Here is a 19,337-nt window from a genome sequence, read left to right on the forward strand (position 1 = left end):
CTGTCCCGGATGGACAGGCCTCAAGCAGCAGCAGATGACCAAGGTAGGTGGGGCCAACTCTCCACGCTCTGTTCTGGTCCCGCCGACCCCCCGCGGATCAACCGGCCGATGCCCCTCACCGCGGTCCCGGAGCCAGTGAGACGACGTGGGCCCAACGGCTCACCGCCGTTGGGCCCACGCCTCCATGCTGAAAAAATCCGCCGCTGACCTGCGCTCACAGCACCGGGAGATAGCGGCCCAGCTCGAACTCGGTGACCTGGCGGCGATAGTCGTGCCACTCGGCGCGCTTGTTGCGCAGGAAGTAGTCGAAGACGTGCTCGCCCAGGGTCTCGGCGACCAGCTCGCTGCGCTCCATGACCGAAATCGCCTCGTCGAGGCTCTGCGGCAGCGGCTCGATGCCGAGTGCCCTCCGCTCAGCGGCGGTCAGCGCCCACACGTCGTCCTCGGCGCCCGGCGGCATCTCGTACCCGCCCTCGATGCCCTTCAGGCCGGCGGCGAGGATCACCGCGAACGCCAGGTAGGGGTTGCAGGCGGAGTCGAGCGACCGGAACTCCACGCGGGTGGAGTTGCCCTTGTGCGGCTTGTACATGGGGACGCGGACGAGCGCGGACCGGTTGTTGTGGCCCCAGCTGATGTAGCTCGGCGCCTCGCCTCCCAGGCCGGCGATGGCCTCGGCGCCGCCCCAGAGCCGCTTGTAGGAGTTCACCCACTGGTTACAGACGGCTGTGATCTCGGCGGCGTGTTTGAGCAGGCCGCCGATGAACGAGCGGCCGATCTTGGAGAGCTGGTAGTCGGCCCCGGGCTCGTAGAACGCGTTGCGGTCGCCCTCGAACAGGGACATGTGGGTGTGCATGCCCGAGCCCGGAAAGTCGGTGAAGGGCTTGGGCATGAACGACGCCCAGATGCCCTGCTCCAGCGCGACCTCCTTCATGACCAGCCGGAACGTCATGATGTTGTCGGCGGTCGTGAGCGCGTCGGCGTACCGGAGGTCGATCTCCTGCTGGCCGGGGGCGCCCTCGTGGTGGCTGAACTCCACCGAGATGCCCATGGCCTCCAGCATCATGATCGCGTTGCGCCGGAAGTCGTGACCTGAGCTGTGCGGGGTATGGTCGAAGTAGCCGCCGGAGTCGTTCGGAACCGGCTTCTGGCCCTCCTCCGGACGCCCCTTGAGCAGGAAGAACTCCACCTCGGGATGGGTGTAGAAGGTGAAGCCCATGTCGGCGGCCTTGGCGAGCGTTCGCTTGAGCACCCAGCGCGGGTCGGCGTGCGAGGGCGAGCCGTCCGGCATGAGGATGTCGCAGAACATGCGGGCCGCGCCCGGCGTCTCGCTGCGCCAAGGAAGGATCTGGAAGGTCGACGGATCGGGCTTGGCGAGCATGTCCGATTCGTACACACGGGCGAAACCCTCGATCGCCGAACCGTCGAAGCCGATGCCCTCGGCGAACGCTCCCTCAAGCTCGGCCGGGGCGATCGCCACCGATTTGAGGAAGCCGAGCACGTCGGTGAACCACAGCCGGATGAACCGGATGTCGCGTTCTTCGAGCGTACGGAGCACGAACTCCTGCTGGCGGTCCAAGGCATCCCCTTCTGCCGGACGGTGTCGGACACCATCGTCGTCGCGCTGAACCCGTCTCTGAGTCGGCGGAAGACTTGTCTGGTCATCTACCAGTCTGCCCGCTTGGTGTTTCGCACACGTTACGCGGGTCCGTAGTGAGGAGGCGACCGCACCGGACGCGCGACCATATCCCGGCCGCCAGGCCCCGCCACGGCCGGACGGGGCGCCCGTGCCGCCCGCGAGGCCCGTTGTCGCAGGTCACGGAAACATCCCGTTCATCCACCGGGAGCCCCCGGTGACCACGTCGAAGATCAGTGCACGGTCGAGGGCGGTACGTCGTCGCTTAATGTGACAGCATGGTCCCGTTCTGCATTCGTCAAGGGCGAGATCCGGCGAGGGAGAGCGCATGAACGCGGATCGGCGGCGCACCGGGCATCCGGCCTGGCGGCGGCGACTCTGGCATCCGCCGCTACGGCGGCGACGCTGGCCACCGGTCGTGTGGTCGCGACCGTGGCGGCCGGCCACGTTGCCGTCACCGCGCGAAGCCTGGCCCCGCCGCCCGGTGTCCACGTCGCCGCGCGAAGACCGGCCGCGCCGCCGGGTGCCGGCTTGGTCGCGCGGAGGTCGGCCGCGCCGCCCGGCGCTGGGGCAGCCCGGTGCCGGGCGGGCCGACGTGTGGCAGCGGCTGGCGTGGGCCGTGTCCATGGCCGCGGCGCTCACGCTGGTGGCGCTCGGGGCCCAGGCCGGCAAGAACGGCGCCTGCGCCGAGGGCATGACCGCCCGTGGTGACGGCATGATCCCCCGTGGCGAAGGCATGACCGCCCGTGGTGGCGGCAGCGGCCTGGCCGGCGTCGCCTCCGGGCGGGCCGAGCGGGTCGCCAGCGACGCGCGGTGGCGCGGCGGCGACTGCTCTCTCGGCGGCGCTCTGCTCGGCGACCTGGTGGCGGCCGTGTCCGCCGAGGAGTACGCCGGTTCTGCCGCCTGCGGGGCCTATCTCGACGTGACGGGCCCGGGCGGCACGGTGCGCGTCCAGGTGGTCGACGAGTGCGCGTCGTGCGCTCCCGGCGAGCTCGACCTGAGCCGTCCGGCCTTCGCGCGCGTGGCGGGCGGCGACCTCGGCATCGCGCGGGTCAGCTATCACACGGTGCACAATCCCGAGGTCCCGAGACCGGTGGCGTTCCGCCTCAAACAGGGCTCGTCGGCCCAGTGGCTGGCGATCCAGGCCATCGACCACGGCAACCCCCTCCAGCGGCTGGAGGTCCTGAGGGACGGCCGGTGGCTGGCCCTGTCCCGCGACTTCGACAATTACTGGGTGGCCGCCCACGGCATCGGCACCGGGCCGTACACCGTGCGCATCACCGACGTGTACGGGCAGCAGGTCATCGCGAGCGGCATCCGCCTCGCGCCACGAGGGCTCCAGCGCACGACCCGCCGCCTGTACGGCCCGGCGAAGGCGTCCCCCGTGCCGCGAGAACGTCCGGGGAACGCCCCGCACGGCACGGCGGGAGCGCCCAGAGCCCGCGGGGGCGACCATGACGGCCGGTCCGGGGGCACGCCGCCCGCGGACGGAGGGTCAGGAAAGACGGCATCAGGCACGTCCGGGGTCCCCGGAGCCGTGGGGCCGGGGAGCCGGGGCCATGGAGCACCCGAGTCCGGGGAGACGGGGGGTCTCGGGAGCCGGAGCAATGGGTCAGGAGGGTTCGGGAGCCTGGGTGCCGGCGCGGGGATCAGGGAGGCCGGGGCGGGCGCCGGGGTGTCCGATCACGAGGGGCACGCGGCGGCCAGGGACACCCTCGGTACCCCCTCGGACGGCACCCTGTCCCCCGATCCCGACCGGGCCCCGTTCACCGCGCTGCCCTCCAGTCGCCCGTTCTTCTGCTGAGCGCCAAGCACGCTCACGAGCTGCTGACGAGGGCGTCGCCGGTGGCGGTGCGGCGGTAGAGGACTTCGCGGCCGAGGCGTCTGCGGGCGACCAGGCCGTTTCCGCTGAGCACCGTGAGGTGCTGCGAGACCGCGCCGGGCGTGAGCGACATGCGCCGGGCCAGGGCCGTGGTGGACGCCGGGTGGCACAGCGAGAGAAGGAGCTGGGCGCGGGTCTTGCCGATCAGCGCCGCGAGGGCGCCGGGCGCGGGCGGAGGCCCGGCCTCCCACAGCGTGCCGACCCCGCGCGCCGGGTAGACGAGCATGGGCTGGTACGGCTCGGTCATGGTCGCGATGTCCGGCCAGCGGAACGCGCTGGGCACCAGCACCACCCCGTCGCCGGTCGGCTCGCCCGAGTGGCACCAGGTTCCCGTGGTGATCAGCCGGTCGCGCTCCCACCGCACCAAGGGGTGCAGGTCGGCGAACAGGGCCGTGGCCCCTCCGGTCGCGAGCCGGCGGGAGCGCCACATCAGGTCGGCTTCCAGCAGGCCGTACACGCGCGGCCAGAACTCCGCGAGCGCCAGCTCCCAGTAGGCGCCGAGGGTGTCCGCCACCCTCTGGACCCCCCCGACCGGGTCGGCGCGGAACCTGTCGATGGACCGGGTGTCGGGGGTCTCCACCCATCCGGCCTCCTCGGAGGCCTTCTCCGGGGACGTGAGCCGCACCCGGGCGAGCTCGGCGGCGAAGTCGGGCAGCGGCGTGTCGGGGGGCGGGGTCAGGAAGTCGGCCATGTACCCATAGGTGGGGGCCAGGGCGAAGAGCTCGGACAGGTCGATCGCTTCGAGCCTCGGCCGTACGGCGCGCAGCCACGCCAGGTGCACAGAGTGCCGCGCGGGGGCGCGGAGCACCCGCAGGCTGGCGACCAGCTCCCACATCGGGGAGAACGCGAATCGGAGCCGCGCCAGGTCATCGGCTTCGAACCGCCACTCCACCACGCCCACGAGGCCCCCGCCCGTCGCACCTTTTAGCCCTGGCTAAAAGACTGGCACGGATGCGAACAGGTGTCCAAGGCTTTGCCTGTGACCAGCGTTCCTACGGGCAAGCCCTCCCTTCTCCAGTCCAGGATCGGAGGGTTCCCACGAGCTTTCTGGGTCCTCTTCGGCGGCACCTTCGTCAACCGGCTCGGCACGATGGTGGAGCCCTTCATCGGGGTCTACCTCACCCAGGCCCGGGGCATGTCGCTGGCGAGCGCCGGCCTGGTCATGGCGGTGTTCGGCATCGGCTCGCTGACGTCGCAGATCGTCGCGGGCTGGCTGGCCGACCATCTGGGCCGCCGGGCGACCCTGGCCGGAGGCATGGTGGCGACGGCCATCACCATGATCGCTCTCGGGTACAGCACCTCGCTGCCCGCGATCGTCGCCGCGATGGCGGTGCTCGGCATGGTGGTGGACGCCTACCGACCGGCCTCGCAGGCGCTGGTGGCCGACCTGATCCCCGCGCACGACCGTCCCCGCGCGTTCGGGCTGCTGTTCTGGGCGATCAACCTCGGTTTCGCGGTCGCCATGATCGCGGGCGGCTGGCTCGCCCAGTCGGGGTTCATGTGGCTGTTCTGGATCGACGCCGTCACCTCGCTGGTCTTCGGCGTCCTGGTGTGGCGGGCGGTGCCCGAGACCAGGCCGGAGAAGACCCACGAGGCGGGCGGTTTCCGGGAGGTGCTGAAGGACCGGCTGATGGTCGCCTACGTGGTGATCACCCTGGCGTACACGTTCGTCTACCTTCAGGCGTACTCCACCCTGCCGCTGGCCATCACCGGCCAGGGCCTGCCCACGACCGCGTACGGGCTCGCGATCGCGGTCAACGGCGTGCTGATCGTCGTCGTCCAGCCGCTGGTGGGCCACTGGCTGGCGAAACGCGACCCCAGCGCCATGCTGGCGCTGGGCATGGCCGTGGTCGGGGCCGGGATGGCGCTGATGGCGTTCGTCTCCACGACCGCGGGGTACGCGGCGACCGTCGCGGTCTGGACCCTCGGCGAGATCTTCACGGCGGGCATGGCCGGCGCCGTCGTCGCCACGCTCGCCCCGGCGCACCTGCGCGGGCGCTACAACGGCCTGTTCGGTTTCGCCTGGTCGGCGGGCGGGCTGCTGGCACCGCTGATCGGCACCCGCCTGCTGGCGATCGGCCCGGGCACGCTCTGGCTCACGGTCGGGGCGCTCGGGCTGCTGGGCGCGCTCGGCCAGATGGCGATCGCCCCCGCCGTCCGCCGCCGCGCCGCGGCCTGACCGATCCACCAGTCCGGATTTTTCCGTCTATATCGGTTGAAATGCGATAGCAAGCGAGCGTTGATTCCCCGTCATCCGCCGTCCCATACTTTCCGGATGCCTCCCGCACTACCGGGAGCGCAGAGGGGGGCACGGGGAAATGCGCGGGCTCGGCGTGATGGCGGGAACGCTGGCGGTGACGTCCGCCGGCCTCGTCGTAGCGGGAATCCTCCTGCGGTCGCAGGTCGACGTCTCCGACCGGATACGTCCCGGCGTGGTGACCGGGGACGACGTGGTGGGCGTCGTCTACCCCGCGCTCGGGCTGCTGCTCGCCCTGCGGCGGCCCCGGCTGCCGCTGGCCTGGCTCATGCTGGCCGGCGGCTTCACCACCGCGACCCTCGGCCTGTCGCAGGCCTTCTGGGAACGGTCGCGCCTCGCGGGCGACGCGCACACGGCGGCGCTCATCGGTGACTACAACCCCGTCGTGGGCGCGCTGTGCGTCGTCTCGGTGGACCTGCTGCTGCCCCTGCTCTTCCCCGACGGCAGGCTTCCCGCCCGCCGCTGGCGCCCGGTGGCGGCGCTCGCCGTCGGCATGGTGCTGTTCCTGGCGTTCTCCCAGGTCGTACGGCCGTGGGCGCCCGGCTCGGCCGGGGGGCCGAACCCCTTCGAGATCGCGGCGGTGGCCCCCGTGGGGTCCTGGCTCGGCGGCCTCGGCGTGAACTGGTACCTGGTCGCCGAGGGCGCCTGCGTGCTGTCCCTGGTCGACCGGTTCCGCAGCGCCGACGCGACCGGACGGCGGCAGGTGGGCTGGCTGCTGTACGCGTTGGCCGCCAACTGGGCCGTCGAGGGCTGGATGCCGTACTCGGTGCCCGCCATGCTGACCACGGCCGCGATCCCGGCCGCCATCGTGATCGCGGTGACGCGCTACCGCCTGTACGGCATCGACACGCTGGTCAGCAGGACGCTGATCGCGGCGGGCGTGCTGGTAGCGGTCGGCGCGGTCTACTCCGGGGTCAGCACCCTCGGCCTGGCGGCCCTGGGCCTCGGGCAGCTCGCCGGGCTCGCCGCCGCGCTGTTCGCGGGCGTGACCGTCCAGCCGCTGCGGAGAGCGCTGCGGCGGCTCGCCGACCTGCTGTTCTACGGGCACACCGGCGACGCGGGCCATCTGAAGGAACGGCTGACCATGGAGGTCCACTCGACCGAGCCCGCGAGCGCGCTGGCGGCCGTGGTGGCGACGGCCCGCGAGTCCCTCACCGTCTCGGGCGTGGCGGTCGAGGTGGCCGGCGGGCGGCCGGGTCGCGTCGCGGTGGGGCTGGTCGGCCCGTCGCCCCGCCAGGTGCCGCTGGTCTGGCACGGCGTGCCCGTGGGACGGATGCTCATCGGCCGGCCGGGCCTGAGGCGCTTCCCGCGCGCCCACGACGAGCGCATGATCTCGGTGCTCACCCCGTTCGTGGCCGACGTCGCCCACGCGGCGAACATGGCCGCCGACCTGCAGCGCTCGCGCCACCAGATACTCACCGCGCGGGAGGAGGAGCGCCGCCGCCTGCGCCGCGACCTGCACGACGGCCTCGGGCAGGCCCTCGGCGACATGGCCATGTCCGTGACCATGGCGAGGAAGGTGCTGCACGACTCGCCGGAGTCGGCGGAGCGCCTGCTCGCGCGGTTGCGCGCGGGCATGGACCGGGTGACCCAGGAGATCCGCGAGCTGGTGTACGGGCTGCGCCCACCCGCGCTGGACGACCTGGGCCTGGCCGGGGCCGTGCGGCTGCTGGCCGAGCCGGACGCGAGCCTCACGGTGGAGGGCGAGCTGGACGCGCTCCCCGCCGCCGTCGAGGTGGCCGCGTACAGGGTCGTCCAGGAGGCTCTGACCAACGCCCGGCGCCACGCGCGGGCGACCTCCATCGTGGTCACGCTGAGCCGCTCGGCCGACGGGCTGCGGTTGCGCGTGCGGGACGACGGCATCGGCCTGCCGGCCGAGTTCCGCTCGGGCGTGGGGCTGGCGTCCATGCGGGAGCGCGCCGCCGAGCTGGGCGGGACCTGCGCGATCACGGCGGAGCCCGAGGGCGGCACACTCGTCGAGGTGACCTTCCCGATCACCGATGACGAGACTCCGGACGACGAAAACGTGTCAAATAAGCATTACGGTCTTCCCTTTCACGAATTGTCGTACTTCAGGGCTCCATAATTCACTGGTGGCGGGAGAGCATGAGCTTCCGGCCATCGCCGGGAAGGGTGGGTGGGATGGTCAGGATCACGCCGCCGCGAACGGTGGCCGCCGTCGCGGCAGTGGCGTCGCCACTCCTGGCGGTCGTCGGGCTGATGATCTCCGCGGGCCTGCCGCCCGAGTACCGGCTCGGCCCGCCCGGTTCCCCCGACTTGGCGGCCGGCCTCACCTTTCCCGCCGTAGGCGCCTTCCTGATCTTCCACAGGCCCCGCCTGACCATGGCGTGGCTGATGTGCGCCGGCGGCCTGGCCGGCGGGATCAGCGAGTTCAGCGGCAGGCTGATGCTCCGCCTCTTAGCGGACGGCGAGCTCGCCGCGGCCGGCTACCTGCGCTGGGCCTCCGTGGTCGGCTGGGCGGTGTGCGGCGTGTCACTCGCGATGCTGCTACCGCTCTTCTCGCCCGACGGCAGGCTGCCCTCCCGCCGCTGGTGGCCGGTCGCGGCCCTCGGCATCGTCTCGATCTCGGTCGAGATGGCCCGGCAGATCGTGCGGCCCGCGCCGAACCCCAACCTCCTTCCCGTGGTGATCCCGAATCCGCTGGCCGTCGAGGCGCTGCGGCCGTACAACGAGGTGATCAGCAGCGTCGCCTGGGTGGGCATCATCGGCGCGGTTGTACTGTCGCTGCTCTCGCTGGCCGTCCGGTTCCGCCATTCGGGCCCGGTGGTCCGGCGGCAGATCGCCTGGCCGCTGATGGCCTTCACGGGGTACGTCCTGTTCATGGTGCTCGGCGATCAGTGGTGGGCCCCCGCCACGATCTGGGCGGCGCTCGTGCCGATCGCCATCGCGTTCTCGGTGACGCGCTACCGGCTGTACGGGATCGACACGATCATCAGCAGGGCCTTCGTCGCCGCCGGGGTGCTCGCCGTGGTCAGCGGCGTCTACTTCGGCATCGGCGCCCTGTCCAGCCTGGTGGTGTCGCAGCAGCACCAGATCGCGGGCCTGGTCGCCGCGCTGTTCGCGGGCGCGTTCTTCCAGCCGCTGCGCCGGATGTTCCAGCGGCTCGTCGACCGCATGATGTACGGCCGCGTGGGCGACCCCCGGCTGCTCGCCGAGCGCCTGACCCAGGAGGTGCGCAGCGCTGATCCGGCCAGGGCGCTCTCGTCGGTGGTCACGGTCCTGCAGGACGGCCTCGCCGTCGAGGGCGCGGCGGTCGAGGTCGTGGGCGGCAAGCCCAGGTACGTCGAGAGCGGCGACGTGGGCGACTCCCCCCGGCAGATCCCGCTGATCTGGCACGGCGAGACCGTCGGCCGGCTGCTGCTCGGCCGTCCCGGCGCCCGGCGCTTCGCCGCCGCCCACGACGAGCGCGTGCTCAGCACGCTGGCGCCGTACGCGGCGGACGTCGCCCACGCGGTGCGCATGGCGGCCGACCTCCAGCGCTCGCGCGAGCGCATCCTGACCGCGCGGGAGGAGGAGCGCCGCCGCCTGCGCCGCGACCTGCACGACGGCCTCGGGCAGACGCTCTCCACCATGGCGATGACGATCAACATGGCCCGCAGCAGCCTCAAGAGCTCCCCCGACTCGGCCGACACCCTGCTCCGCGACCTGCGCACCGGCATGGACGCGGTGTCGGGGGACATCAGGGAGCTGGTGTACGGCCTGCGTCCGCCCGCGCTCGACGACCTCGGGCTGGCCTCCGCCGTACGGTCGCTGGCCGCCGAGGGGCCGCCCGAGACCACCGTCGAGGTCACCGGCGAGCTGTCCGACCTGCCCGCCGCCGTCGAGGTCGCCGTCTACCGCATCGTCCAGGAGGCGCTCACCAACGTCCGCAGGCACGCCCACGCCACCAGCGCGTACATCACGCTCGACCGCGGCCCGGAGGTGCTGCGGCTGCGCGTCGGCGACAACGGCGCGGGGCTGCCGGACCGGCCGCGCGCGGGGGTCGGCCTGACCTCGATGCGGGAACGGGCCGCCGAGCTGGGCGGGAGCTGCGGTGCCGTCACCGCGCCGGACGGCGGCACGGTGGTCGAGGCCGTGCTCCCCCTCTGACCCCGGCGACCGACCCCGGCGACCGTCGGCTCAGGGCCGTCCGCTCAGGGCCGTCCGCCCCGGGTCTGACGCGATCGCCCTGGGGCGATGGTCACGCTTTGCTGCCAATGTGCGATGTCGGCAGGTGTTGCCGTACGGACATATGCGCTTTTGGCCCTACGCTATGCGCTGCGATGTTGAAATTTCATGCCCTCGGACCGTTTCAGGCGCTTCACCATGATTCGGCGCTGGATCTGGGCGGGCAGCGCCAGCAGGCCGTTCTCGCCCGGCTCCTCGTGGCGCACGGCCGAGCCGTACCCATGAGCGTGCTGATCGACGAGCTGTGGCCCGGTGATCCCCCCGCTCAGGCGCTGTCCACGATCCAGGGCTACGTCTCCCGGCTGCGCCGCGCGCTGGAGCCCGACCGGGCGCCGCGCGAGGAGGCCGAGGTCCTGATCTCCGCCCCTCCCGGGTACGCGCTGCGCACCCCCGCCGGGAGCGTCGACTCGTGGCTGTTCGAGAGCCTCGTACGCGCGGAGCAGGGCGACGACGCGGCCAAGGTGTTCGAGCGCACCGACAAGGCGCTCGCCCTGTGGCGGGGCCCGGCCCTGGCGGAGTTCGCGGACCTGCAGTGGGCGTCCGCCGAGGCCATGCGGCTGGACGAGCTGCGGCTGATGGCCGTCGAGCACCGCGCCGACGCCGCGCTGCGCCTCGGCAGGGCCCCCGCCGCGATCCCCGACCTGGAGGCGCACGCCTCGGCGTACCCGCTGCGCGAGGAGGCCTGGCGGCTGCTCGCCCTCGCCCTGTACCGCGCGGGACGGCAGGGCGACGCGCTCGGAGCGCTGCGCAGGGCGCGCACGCTGCTCCGCGAGGAGCTCGGGCTCGACCTCGGCACGACCCTCCAGCGCCTGGAGCGGGACATCCTCGCCCAGGCGGCGCACCTGGACACCCCGGCACGTGACGCCCCGCCGCCCGGGGTCCGCGCCCAGGACACCTCGACGCTGCGGGTGGTCATCGCCGACGACCAGGCCCTCGTCCGTACCGGGCTGCGGGTCATCATGGAGGGCGAGCCCGGCCTTGAGCTGGTCGGCGAGGCCGCGGACGGCGAGCAGGCCATCGCGCTGATCCGCCGCGTCCAGCCCGACCTGGTGCTCATGGACATCTCCATGCCGAAGCTGGACGGCCTGGCGGCGGCCCGCCGCGTCCTCGCCGACGCCGCCCCGCCGAAGGTGATCATGATGACCACCTTCGGCACCGACGACAACCTGTACGCGGCCCTGCGCGCCGGGGTCAGCGGCTTCGTGCTGAAGACGTCGGCGCCCGAGCAGCTCATCGCGGCCATCCGCGCCGCCGCGGCCGGGGACGCGCTGATCGACCCCGCCGTGACGACCCGGCTCATCGCGACCTTCGCCGGGCACGGCGGCCCGGCCGTCCCGCAGGCGTTGAAGGGGATGTCGGACAGCGACCTGGACCTGGTGAAGCTCGTGGCGCGCGGCCTGACCAACCAGCAGGTCGCGGAGACGCTGGCCGTGCCCGAGGAGTCGGTGTCGGCCACGATCGCCTCCGTCCTGGACCGGCTCGGCCTGTTCGACCGCGCCCAGCTCGTCGTCCTGGCCTACGAGTCAGGCCTGATCAGCCCGAGGGCGTGACGCCCCGGGCGTGACGGCCGGCCTCGTGCGGATGAACGCGGCGGCCACCAGCAGCCCGCAGACGGCGAACGCCGCCCCTCCGACGAACGCCTGGGCGATGCCGGAGGCCAGCACCTCCTGAGGTCCCGCTGCGGGGGCTGGGGCGCGCAGCGCCGTGCCGAGGATCGTGACCAGGACGGCCGACCCGAGCGAGCCTCCGGCCCACACCATGGTCTGGGCCAGGCCCGAGGCGGCCCCCGAGTCCGTACCGCCCACCCCGGACAGGATGGTCAGGTTCAGCGGCAGGAACGCGAGTCCGCCGCCCATCCCGAGAAGCACCAGCGGCACCAGGATGTCCGGGAAGTACGAGGAGGACGCGGACAGCCGGGTCAGCAGGATCATCGCCAACGCCGCCAGCGCCGCCCCGGTCACCATGACGGCCTTGGCCCCGAAGCGCGGGATGAGGCGCGGCACGACGCGCACCAGCCCGAACTGCGACGCGGCCATCGGCACGAAGGCGAAGCCCGCCGCCAGCGGCGCAAGGCGCAGCACCTCCTGGAGGAACTGCGTGAGGAAGAAGAACACCCCGAACATCGCCGCCGCGAGCAGGAACTGCGCCAGGTAGGCGCTCGACCGGTTCCGCTCGGCGAACAGCCGCAGGGGCACGATCGGCTGGCGGGCGCGGCGCTCGACCGCCACGAACGCGCCGAGCGCCACCACCGCGACGGCGAAGGCCCCGATGGTCACGGCGTCGCCCCAGCCGTGGTCGGCGACGCTGATGAACGCGTACACCAGGGCGGTCATGCCGGCGGTGGAGGCGAGGGCCCCGGACAGGTCGAAGCGGCCCTGGTGGCGCTCGGTCTCCCTGACGAAGCGCGGCGCGAGCAGCAGCACCGCGCCCCCGACGGGGATGTTGACGAAGAACACCCACCTCCAGGAGGTGGTGTCGGTGAGCAGGCCGCCGGCGATAAGCCCGACCGTCGCCCCCGCGCCCGCCACGGCCGAGTAGACCGACAGAGCCCGCGCGCGGGCCTGCCCCTCGGCGAACGTCGTCGCGATCAGGGCGAGCACGCTCGGCGCGGCCACCGCGGCGCCGACGCCCTGGAGGGTGCGGGAGGCGAGCAGCCACCACGGGCCGTTCGCGAGGCCGCCGAGCAGCGAGGCGAGCGTGAACACCAGGACCCCGGCGACGAACACCCGCCTGCGCCCGAGGATGTCGCCGGCCCGCCCCCCGAGCAGGAGCAGGCCGCCGAACGCCAGCATGTACGCGTTCTGCACCCACGACAGGCTGGTCGCGCTGAAGCCCAGATCGGCCCGGATGCTGGGCAGCGCGATGGTCACGACGGTGGAGTCCAGAGCGATCATGAGCTGGCTGGTTGCCACGACGGCCAGGGCGATCCCCGGCCGGCCCGTCCGCGCGTCCGGTTGACTACTTAACGTGGTCGACGTCGACATCAATGCTCCGTGAAGGGACGATGAGGTGAGGGACGCGCACGTCGCGCCCCCGGCGATAGAGTCGGAGGAAGCCTCCGGTTCGGACTATACGGAGGGAGCCTCCGTTTGGCAATCGTCTAAAGTCTTCATGACCACGCGCACACACCGACCCCGACGACGCCTCCAGAGGAAGCCATGAGCACCACCTCGGCACCCCGGCCGATGCGCGCCGACGCGCGCCGCAACTACGACCGGCTGCTCGCCGAGGCCGAGACCGTCTTCGTGGAGCAGGGCATCGACGCGCCGCTGGAGGCGATCGCGCGCCGCGCGGGCGTGGGCATCGGCACGCTCTACCGGCACTTCCCGACGCGCCTGGCCCTGCAGGAGGCCGTCTACCACGACCACGTCGTCGGGCTCGCCCGGGAGGCCCACGAGCTGGCCCGCAGCCTGCCGCCGGCCGAGGCCGTGCGCGAGTGGCTGCGGAGCCTCGCCGCCTACACCCGCGCCAAGCGGGGGCTGGTCGAGGCGCTGAAGTCGACTCTGGAGCTCGACTCCGAGCTGTTCACCTCCTGCCACAGGCAGATGCGCGAGGCGGCCGGCGTCCTGCTCGCGCGGGCACAGGAGGCCGGGGCCATCCGCCCCGAGCTCACCGGGCTGGAGCTGCTCCGCGTCTCCCACGCCATCGCCGTCGCCTCCGAGCGCTCGGAGGACAGCGGCGAGCTGCTGCTCACGATCATGATGGACGGCCTCCGCCCGCAGCGCTGACCCGCCGCCCTCCCCTCGCGACCACCACACGTAAGGTCCTCGAAAACACCACCCGTAAGGTGGAGACCGTGCCACAACTGCGTATAGCCCTCGCCCAGACCAACCCGGCGGTGGGCGACCTGTCCGCCAACGCCGCCAAGCTCGTCGAGTGGACCCGCCGTGCGGCCGACCGCGGCGCGCACCTCGTCGTGTTCACCGAGATGTTCCTGACCGGATATCCCGTGGAAGACCTGGTGCTCCGCACGTCGTTCGTCGACGCCTCGATCGCGACGCTGGAGGCCACGGCCGCCCGGCTGGCCGCCGAGGGCCTCGGCGAGATCCCGGTGGTCGTCGGGTACGTCGACCGCTCGGGGGTCGCCCCGCGCACCGGTCAGCCGAAGGGAGCGCCGCTGGACGCCGCCGCGCTGCTCCACCGGGGCCGCGTCGTCACCCGCACCGCCAAGCACCACCTGCCCAACTACGGGGTGTTCGACGAGTACCGCTACTTCATCCGCGGCGACCGGCTGCCGATCTTCCGCCTGCACGGCGTCGACGTCGCCATCGCCGTCTGCGAGGACCTCTGGCAGGACGGCGGCCCGGTGTCTGCCGTGGCCGAGGCGGGCGCGGGGCTGCTCGTGGTGCCGAACGCCTCGCCGTACGAGCGGGAGAAGGACGACGTGCGGCTGGCGCTGTGCGCGAACCGCGCGCGCGAGGCCGGATGCGCCCTCGCCTACGCCAACCAGGTCGGCGGCCAGGACGAGCTGATCTTCGACGGCGACTCCATCGTGGTGGACGCCGAGGGCGGGCTGGTCGCGCGGGCGGCCCAGTTCCGCGAGGAGCTGCTGGTCACCGACCTCGATCTGCCGCTCGCCGATCCCGAGGCCAGGCCCGGGTCGTTCCCCGTGGACGCCGGGGACGGCACCACGATCACCGTCGAGCGGCTGGAGCTGTCCGCCGAGCCGCTGCCCGCCTACGCCCCCGAGCCGGCGAGCGTCGCCCCGCGCCTGGACGACCTGGAGGAGGTCTACTCTGCGCTGGTGCTCGGCGTGCGCGACTACTTCGACAAGAACGGCTTCGGGTCGGTCATCCTCGGCCTGTCGGGAGGCATCGACTCGGCGCTGACCGCCACGATCGCCGCGGACGCGGTCGGCCCCGACCGGGTGCACGTCGTGCTCATGCCCTCCCGCCACTCCTCCGACCACTCGGTGGGCGACGCGCGCGACCTGGTCGAGCGGCAGGGGCTCCACTCGCGGCTGGTGCCCATCGAGGGCATCGTCGACGCCTTCGAGAAGGAGGTCGACCTGCACGGCCTGGCCGCCGAGAACCTCCAGGCGCGGGTGCGCGGCATGCTGCTCATGGGGCTGTCGAACGAGCACGGCCACCTCGTGCTGACCACCGGCAACAAGAGCGAGCTGGCCACCGGCTACTCCACGCTCTACGGCGACTCGGCGGGCGGCTTCGCCCCGATCAAGGACGTGCTGAAGACGACGGTGTGGCAGCTGTCCACCTGGCGCAACGCGCAGGCCGGCCGCGAGGGCGACCTGCTGCACCGCTTCACCGTGCCGCCCATCCCCGAGGACTCCATCACCAAGGAGCCCAGCGCCGAGCTGCGGCCCGGCCAGCGCGACACCGACTCGCTGCCGCCGTACGACGTGCTCGACCGGCTGCTGGCCGACTATGTCGAGCACGACATGGGCAAGGGCGAGCTGGTCGCCGCCGGGCATGACCCCGAGCTGGTGGCGAGGGTGATCCGCCTGGTCGACCTCGCGGAGTACAAGCGCCGGCAGTATCCCCCGGGCCCGAAGATCACGCCGAAGAACTTCGGCCGCGACCGCCGGCTGCCCATCACCAACCGCTGGCGCGAGACCCCCGCCACCTGAGCCCGCGGCTCAGGGCCGAAGACCCCCGAGAACCTGGTCGGCGATGCGCTCGGCCAGGTCAGCGGGGAGCTCTTCGTCGCTGTCGCGCCACTTGGTGAAGAACAGCATCGCGCCGGTCATCGCGGCCATCGCCACCTCGACGTCCACGTCGGCGCGCAGCTCGCCCGACTCGACGCCTCGCTGGATGACCCCCCGGAGCGCCTCCCGCCGGGGCTTGATCGCGATCTCGCGGAAGCGCTCCGCCAGGTGCGGGAAGCGCTCGGACTCGCTCAGCGCGATGTTCATGATGCAGCGGGTGCGGCGGTGGTTCGTCTCGTGCTGCATCACCGCCAGGTAGCGGACGACGTTCTCGCGCACGGACTCCGCGTCGAGCTCCGGTAAGGGGGCCTTCAGGGTGGCCAGCGCGTCCACCACGAGCTCCTCCTTGTTGGACCACCGGCGGTAGATCGTCGTCTTGCCGACGCCCGCCCGCGCGGCGATCGCCTCGATGGAGAGCTCGGCCACACCGGTGCCTTCGGCGATCATGTCGATCGCCGCGTCGATGATGGCTTTCTCCGCCTTCTCGCTGCGGGGACGGCCCGGCGTGCGGACCGCCCCCATCTGCTCAGTCACCATGATCAGCTCACACTACTGCCGGTTCCTTGCTTTCCGATCGTGCCACCGGGGGCTGGTCGGCGTTCTTGCCGGGCAGCCACTTCGCCACCACGGCCGCGCCGACGAGCGCGACCACCGCGCCGGCCAGGGCGGTCAGGTGCATGCCGTCCATGAAGGCCTGCTTGGCGGGGGCGATCAGCGTGGCGCCCTTCGGCCCGAGCGCCTGGGCGGCGCCCATGGTGGCCGTGATCGACTCGCCCGCCGCGTGCCGGAGGTTCTCGGGAAGCACGGTGAGCGAGGCCGCCACGTTCTCACGATAGGTGGCGGACAACAGCGAGCCGAGGATCGCGACGCCGAGCGCGCCGCCGACCTGGCGGACGGTGTTGGTCATGGCCGAGCCCACGCCGGCCTTCTCGCGGGGCAGCGAGGACATGACGGCCTCGGTCGCGGGCGGGTTGATGTTGGCCATCGCGGCGCCCTGGACGAAGCCGATGAGCTCGAAGACCCAGATCGAGGTGTCCACCTGGAGGAACGAGTAGCTCGCCAGTGCGGCTGCCACGACCACCAGGCTGGTGGTGGCGACGACCTTGGCGCCGAACCGCCGCACCATCTGGGCGCTCAGCGGCGAGAAGATGAGCTGCGCCGCCGCGAACGGCAGCACGAGCGCGCCGGCCTGCAACGGGGAGTACCCCTTGACGATCTGCAGGTAGAACGCCAGGAAGAACATCACGCCCATCATCGCGAAGAACACGAGCCCGACGCTGGCGACGGCCGTGGAGAACCTCGGGATGGCGAAGTAGCGCACGTCGAAGGCGGGGTGGGCCGTCCTGCGCTCGTGCCAGACGAAGGCCGCGAGCACCGCGACGCCGGCCAGGGTGGGCGCCCAGACCTCGGGGTCGATGACCGTGCCGAGCTCGCCGCCCTTGATGATCCCGTAGACGACGCCGACCAGGCCGATGATGGAGAGGAGCACGCCCACGGGGTCGAGCTGGGCCTTGTCGGGGTTGCGCGACTCGGGCACCAGGAAGGCGATCAGCGCGAAGCTGATGATCACGACCGGCACGTTGACCAGGAAGACCGAGCCCCACCAGAAGTGCTCCAGCAGCACGCCGCCGGTGATCGGGCCGATGGCGATGGCGAGGCCGACGCCCCCCGCCCAGATGCCGATCGCCTTGCCGCGCTCCTCCGGGGCGAAGACGTTGGAGATGATCGCCAGCGTGGCGGGCATGACGGCCGCGCCGCCGAGGCCCATGGCGGCCCGCGCGAAGATCAGCTGGGTCGGGTCCGTCGAGTAGGCGCTGGCCAGGGATGCCAGGCCGAACAGCACCATGCCGACCTGCAGCATGCGCTTGCGCCCGAACCTGTCACCCAGCACCCCGAAGGTGAACAGCAGTCCGGCGAAGACGAGAGTGTAGGAGTTGATGGCCCATTCGAGCTGGCTCTGTGTGGCCCCGAGGCCGGCCACCGGGTCGGAGATGACCTTGAGCGCGACGTTGAGAATGGTGTTGTCGAGAACGATCGCCAGCAGGCTGAACACCATCACGCCGAGGATCTGCCATCGGCGTGGGTGACCTGTCGGTTGCTCCACTATGCCCCCAAAGCACGGTTACAACGGATATTTTCGATACGGTCGTGTTTCGCAACGCTACCGTAGCGCTTGTCAATTCGATACGCAACCGTACCGTTTCGATATTTATCAGGGGTGTACGAGCCGTTTCGCGGGGGTTACGGGTGGTGGCCCCCAGGGTGCGGCCGGAGGCCCCCGAAGTGACGCGGATCTCGGGTGTGCAGGGATGGGAAGCGGGCATCCCGGGTGTTGCTATAGCGGTCAGGCGTGCGATGATCTGACCGTCCGGGGACGCCACAAGGGCGCCTCGAGGCCTGGAGGGATCCACGATGTCCTCTACGTCGATTTCCAGCTCGTCGACCGCACTCTACGGCGGCAAGGCTGGGCGAAGAGTGACCGTCCGCGACATCTCAGCCGCCAAGGAGCGCGGTGAGAGGTGGCCGATGGTCACCGCCTACGACGCGATGACGGCGAGAGTCTTCGACGAGGCCGGCATTCCGGTCATGCTCGTCGGTGACTCGGCGGCGATGGTGGTGTACGGCTACGACTCCACCCTTCCCGTCTCCGTCGACGACCTCATCCCGCTGACGGCCGCGGTGGTACGCGGCTCGTCCCGGGCGCTGGTGGTCGCCGACCTGCCGTTCGGCTCCTATCAGTCGTCACCCCAGCAGGCGCTGGAGTCGTCGGCCAGGTTCATGAAGGAGGCTGGTGCCCACGCGGTCAAGCTGGAGGGCGGGCGCCGCGTCCTTCCGCAGATCGAGACGCTCGTCTCGGCCGGCATCCCGGTCATGGGCCATCTCGGCCTGACCCCGCAGTCGGTCAACGTCTTCGGCGGCTACCGCGTGCAGGGTCGCGGCCAGTCCGGCGACGAGCTCATGGCCGACGCCAAGGCGCTGGAGCACGCGGGAGCCTTCGCCGTCGTGCTCGAATGCGTGCCCGCCGACCTCGCCGCGCGGGTCACCTCCGCGCTGTCGGTGCCCACCATCGGCATCGGCGCGGGCCCCTCGTGCGACGCGCAGGTGCTCGTCTGGCAGGACCTCATGGGCCTCACCCCGCATCCGGCGAAGTTCGTGAAGAAGTACTTCGACCTGGCCGGTGAGATGGACCACGCGGTCCGCGCCTTCGCCGACGAGGTCGTCTCCGGCGCCTTCCCCACCGCGGAGCACAGCTACCGCTGACCTTCCCACTCCGGAGCCGGCCGCCCCCGGCTCCGGAGCCGTCAGGCGCGGGGACGCGGCGACACCGCCGCCCTCACCAGCAGGACCACCCCGAGCATCACGCCGAGGACGATGAGAGCGAACCCGATCAGCAGGTTCCAGTTCCCCAGGGCAACGAGAACCGGGGCCTCAGGCGCCACGTAGTAGCCGACGATCCACAAGACGCCGACGATCCACGAGATCACCATGGTGAGAACCTGCCACCGCGACCCGCCCTCGACCGGTTTCCGGCGAGCATCGAAATCGTTCACGGAATGACTCCTGTCGGACGCCCGGCTCATGGATCACGATCTTCTCGAAGATTACGCCGGTTTTCGTGCGCGTGCCCGGTCGCCAGGCGGTCCCGCATTTCGTCAAGGGTATTCGCGCACACCACGTTGGACAGGTCCCGGTCACGGAGGGTGCTTTCCGG

At 71.8% G+C, this 19,337-nt stretch carries 15 protein-coding genes; 8 read left to right on the forward strand and 7 right to left on the reverse strand.

The annotated features are described in order from the left end of the window. Nucleotides 1-214: 214 nt before the first annotated feature. Entirely contained in the window at nucleotides 215-1,576 is a 1,362-nt protein-coding gene (gene glnA / locus OG589_RS22925) for a type I glutamate--ammonia ligase (protein ID WP_405139311.1), read from the reverse strand. A 541-nt stretch (nucleotides 1,577-2,117) separates the two neighbouring features. Here glnA and OG589_RS22930 point away from each other — a divergent pair. Next, a complete protein-coding gene (locus OG589_RS22930) occupies nucleotides 2,118-3,437 on the forward strand; it encodes an expansin EXLX1 family cellulose-binding protein (RefSeq protein WP_405139313.1) in 1,320 nt (439 codons plus the stop codon). 13 nt (nucleotides 3,438-3,450) lie between these two features. Here the strand turns inward: OG589_RS22930 and OG589_RS22935 are convergent, their stop codons facing one another. Beyond that, nucleotides 3,451-4,416, reverse strand: a complete 966-nt coding sequence (locus tag OG589_RS22935) for a transcriptional regulator (protein ID WP_405139315.1) — start codon at nucleotides 4,414-4,416, stop codon at nucleotides 3,451-3,453. A 78-nt stretch (nucleotides 4,417-4,494) separates the two neighbouring features. Between OG589_RS22935 and OG589_RS22940 the strand changes: the two genes are divergently transcribed. The 3 genes from OG589_RS22940 to OG589_RS22950 all read left to right on the forward strand — a co-directional run bounded on the left by OG589_RS22940 (nucleotide 4,495) and on the right by OG589_RS22950 (nucleotide 9,882). Continuing rightward, nucleotides 4,495-5,694, forward strand: a complete 1,200-nt coding sequence (locus OG589_RS22940; protein ID WP_405139317.1) for an MDR family MFS transporter — start codon at nucleotides 4,495-4,497, stop codon at nucleotides 5,692-5,694. A gap of 139 nt (nucleotides 5,695-5,833) precedes the next feature. Then, nucleotides 5,834-7,858 carry a sensor histidine kinase gene (locus OG589_RS22945; protein WP_405139319.1) on the forward strand — a complete coding sequence of 675 codons (2,025 nt, stop codon included), beginning with the start codon at nucleotides 5,834-5,836 and terminating at the stop codon, nucleotides 7,856-7,858. A gap of 56 nt (nucleotides 7,859-7,914) precedes the next feature. Next, nucleotides 7,915-9,882: a sensor histidine kinase gene (locus OG589_RS22950; protein WP_405139321.1), complete on the forward strand. Its 1,968-nt coding sequence runs from the start codon at nucleotides 7,915-7,917 to the stop codon at nucleotides 9,880-9,882. A 161-nt stretch (nucleotides 9,883-10,043) separates the two neighbouring features. Here OG589_RS22950 and OG589_RS22955 read toward each other — a convergent pair whose 3' ends face one another. Next, entirely contained in the window at nucleotides 10,044-10,166 is a 123-nt protein-coding gene (locus OG589_RS22955; protein ID WP_405139323.1) for a hypothetical protein, read from the reverse strand. A 15-nt stretch (nucleotides 10,167-10,181) separates the two neighbouring features. Between OG589_RS22955 and OG589_RS22960 the strand changes: the two genes are divergently transcribed. Next, nucleotides 10,182-11,510, forward strand: coding sequence for a BTAD domain-containing putative transcriptional regulator (locus OG589_RS22960; RefSeq protein WP_405139325.1), 1,329 nt, complete (start codon nucleotides 10,182-10,184; stop codon nucleotides 11,508-11,510). On the opposite strand, the gene OG589_RS22965 is transcribed toward OG589_RS22960, so the two are convergent. Further along, nucleotides 11,484-12,944, reverse strand: coding sequence for an MFS transporter (locus OG589_RS22965; RefSeq protein WP_405139327.1), 1,461 nt, complete (start codon nucleotides 12,942-12,944; stop codon nucleotides 11,484-11,486). The genes OG589_RS22960 and OG589_RS22965 overlap by 27 nt on opposite strands. A gap of 174 nt (nucleotides 12,945-13,118) precedes the next feature. Between OG589_RS22965 and OG589_RS22970 the strand changes: the two genes are divergently transcribed. Together OG589_RS22970 and OG589_RS22975 are read left to right on the forward strand one after the other, a co-directional pair. Further along, on the forward strand, nucleotides 13,119-13,688 hold the full coding sequence (locus OG589_RS22970; RefSeq protein WP_405139329.1) for a TetR/AcrR family transcriptional regulator: 570 nt from the start codon (nucleotides 13,119-13,121) through the stop codon (nucleotides 13,686-13,688). 68 nt (nucleotides 13,689-13,756) lie between these two features. Beyond that, the gene (locus OG589_RS22975) at nucleotides 13,757-15,547 is read left to right on the forward strand and encodes an NAD+ synthase (protein ID WP_405139331.1); all 1,791 of its coding nucleotides are present in this window, start codon (nucleotides 13,757-13,759) and stop codon (nucleotides 15,545-15,547) included. Between the two features lie 9 nt (nucleotides 15,548-15,556). Here the strand turns inward: OG589_RS22975 and OG589_RS22980 are convergent, their stop codons facing one another. Then, nucleotides 15,557-16,162, reverse strand: a complete 606-nt coding sequence (locus OG589_RS22980; protein ID WP_405139333.1) for a TetR/AcrR family transcriptional regulator — start codon at nucleotides 16,160-16,162, stop codon at nucleotides 15,557-15,559. Nucleotides 16,163-16,169: 7 nt separating this feature from the next. Continuing rightward, entirely contained in the window at nucleotides 16,170-17,681 is a 1,512-nt protein-coding gene (locus tag OG589_RS22985) for an MFS transporter (RefSeq protein ID WP_405139335.1), read from the reverse strand. A 356-nt stretch (nucleotides 17,682-18,037) separates the two neighbouring features. On the opposite strand from OG589_RS22985, the gene panB reads away from it, so the two are divergent. Continuing rightward, the gene (gene panB / locus OG589_RS22990) at nucleotides 18,038-18,886 is read left to right on the forward strand and encodes a 3-methyl-2-oxobutanoate hydroxymethyltransferase (protein ID WP_405139337.1); all 849 of its coding nucleotides are present in this window, start codon (nucleotides 18,038-18,040) and stop codon (nucleotides 18,884-18,886) included. Between the two features lie 41 nt (nucleotides 18,887-18,927). Here the strand turns inward: panB and OG589_RS22995 are convergent, their stop codons facing one another. Then, the gene (locus OG589_RS22995) at nucleotides 18,928-19,176 is read right to left on the reverse strand and encodes a cell division protein CrgA (protein ID WP_405139339.1); all 249 of its coding nucleotides are present in this window, start codon (nucleotides 19,174-19,176) and stop codon (nucleotides 18,928-18,930) included. Nucleotides 19,177-19,337: the final 161 nt, after the last annotated feature.

The organism is Sphaerisporangium sp. NBC_01403 (genome assembly GCF_045040145.1).
Classification (GTDB): Bacteria; Actinomycetota; Actinomycetes; order Streptosporangiales; family Streptosporangiaceae; genus Sphaerisporangium; species Sphaerisporangium viridialbum.

Bases quoted from the DNA above. Each gene is read 5' to 3' on its own strand.
- OG589_RS22970 (WP_405139329.1), top strand. From the start codon at position 13,119: ATGAGCACCACCTCGGCACCCCGGCCGATGCGCGCCGACGCGCGCCGC.
- panB (WP_405139337.1), top strand. From the start codon at position 18,038: ATGTCCTCTACGTCGATTTCCAGCTCGTCGACCGCACTCTACGGCGGC.
- OG589_RS22960 (WP_405139325.1), top strand. From the start codon at position 10,182: ATGAGCGTGCTGATCGACGAGCTGTGGCCCGGTGATCCCCCCGCTCAG.
- OG589_RS22980 (WP_405139333.1), bottom strand. From the start codon at position 16,162: ATGGTGACTGAGCAGATGGGGGCGGTCCGCACGCCGGGCCGTCCCCGC.
- OG589_RS22985 (WP_405139335.1), bottom strand. From the start codon at position 17,681: ATGGTGTTCAGCCTGCTGGCGATCGTTCTCGACAACACCATTCTCAAC.
- OG589_RS22950 (WP_405139321.1), top strand. From the start codon at position 7,915: ATGGTCAGGATCACGCCGCCGCGAACGGTGGCCGCCGTCGCGGCAGTG.
- OG589_RS22965 (WP_405139327.1), bottom strand. From the start codon at position 12,944: ATGTCGACGTCGACCACGTTAAGTAGTCAACCGGACGCGCGGACGGGC.
- OG589_RS22945 (WP_405139319.1), top strand. From the start codon at position 5,834: ATGCGCGGGCTCGGCGTGATGGCGGGAACGCTGGCGGTGACGTCCGCC.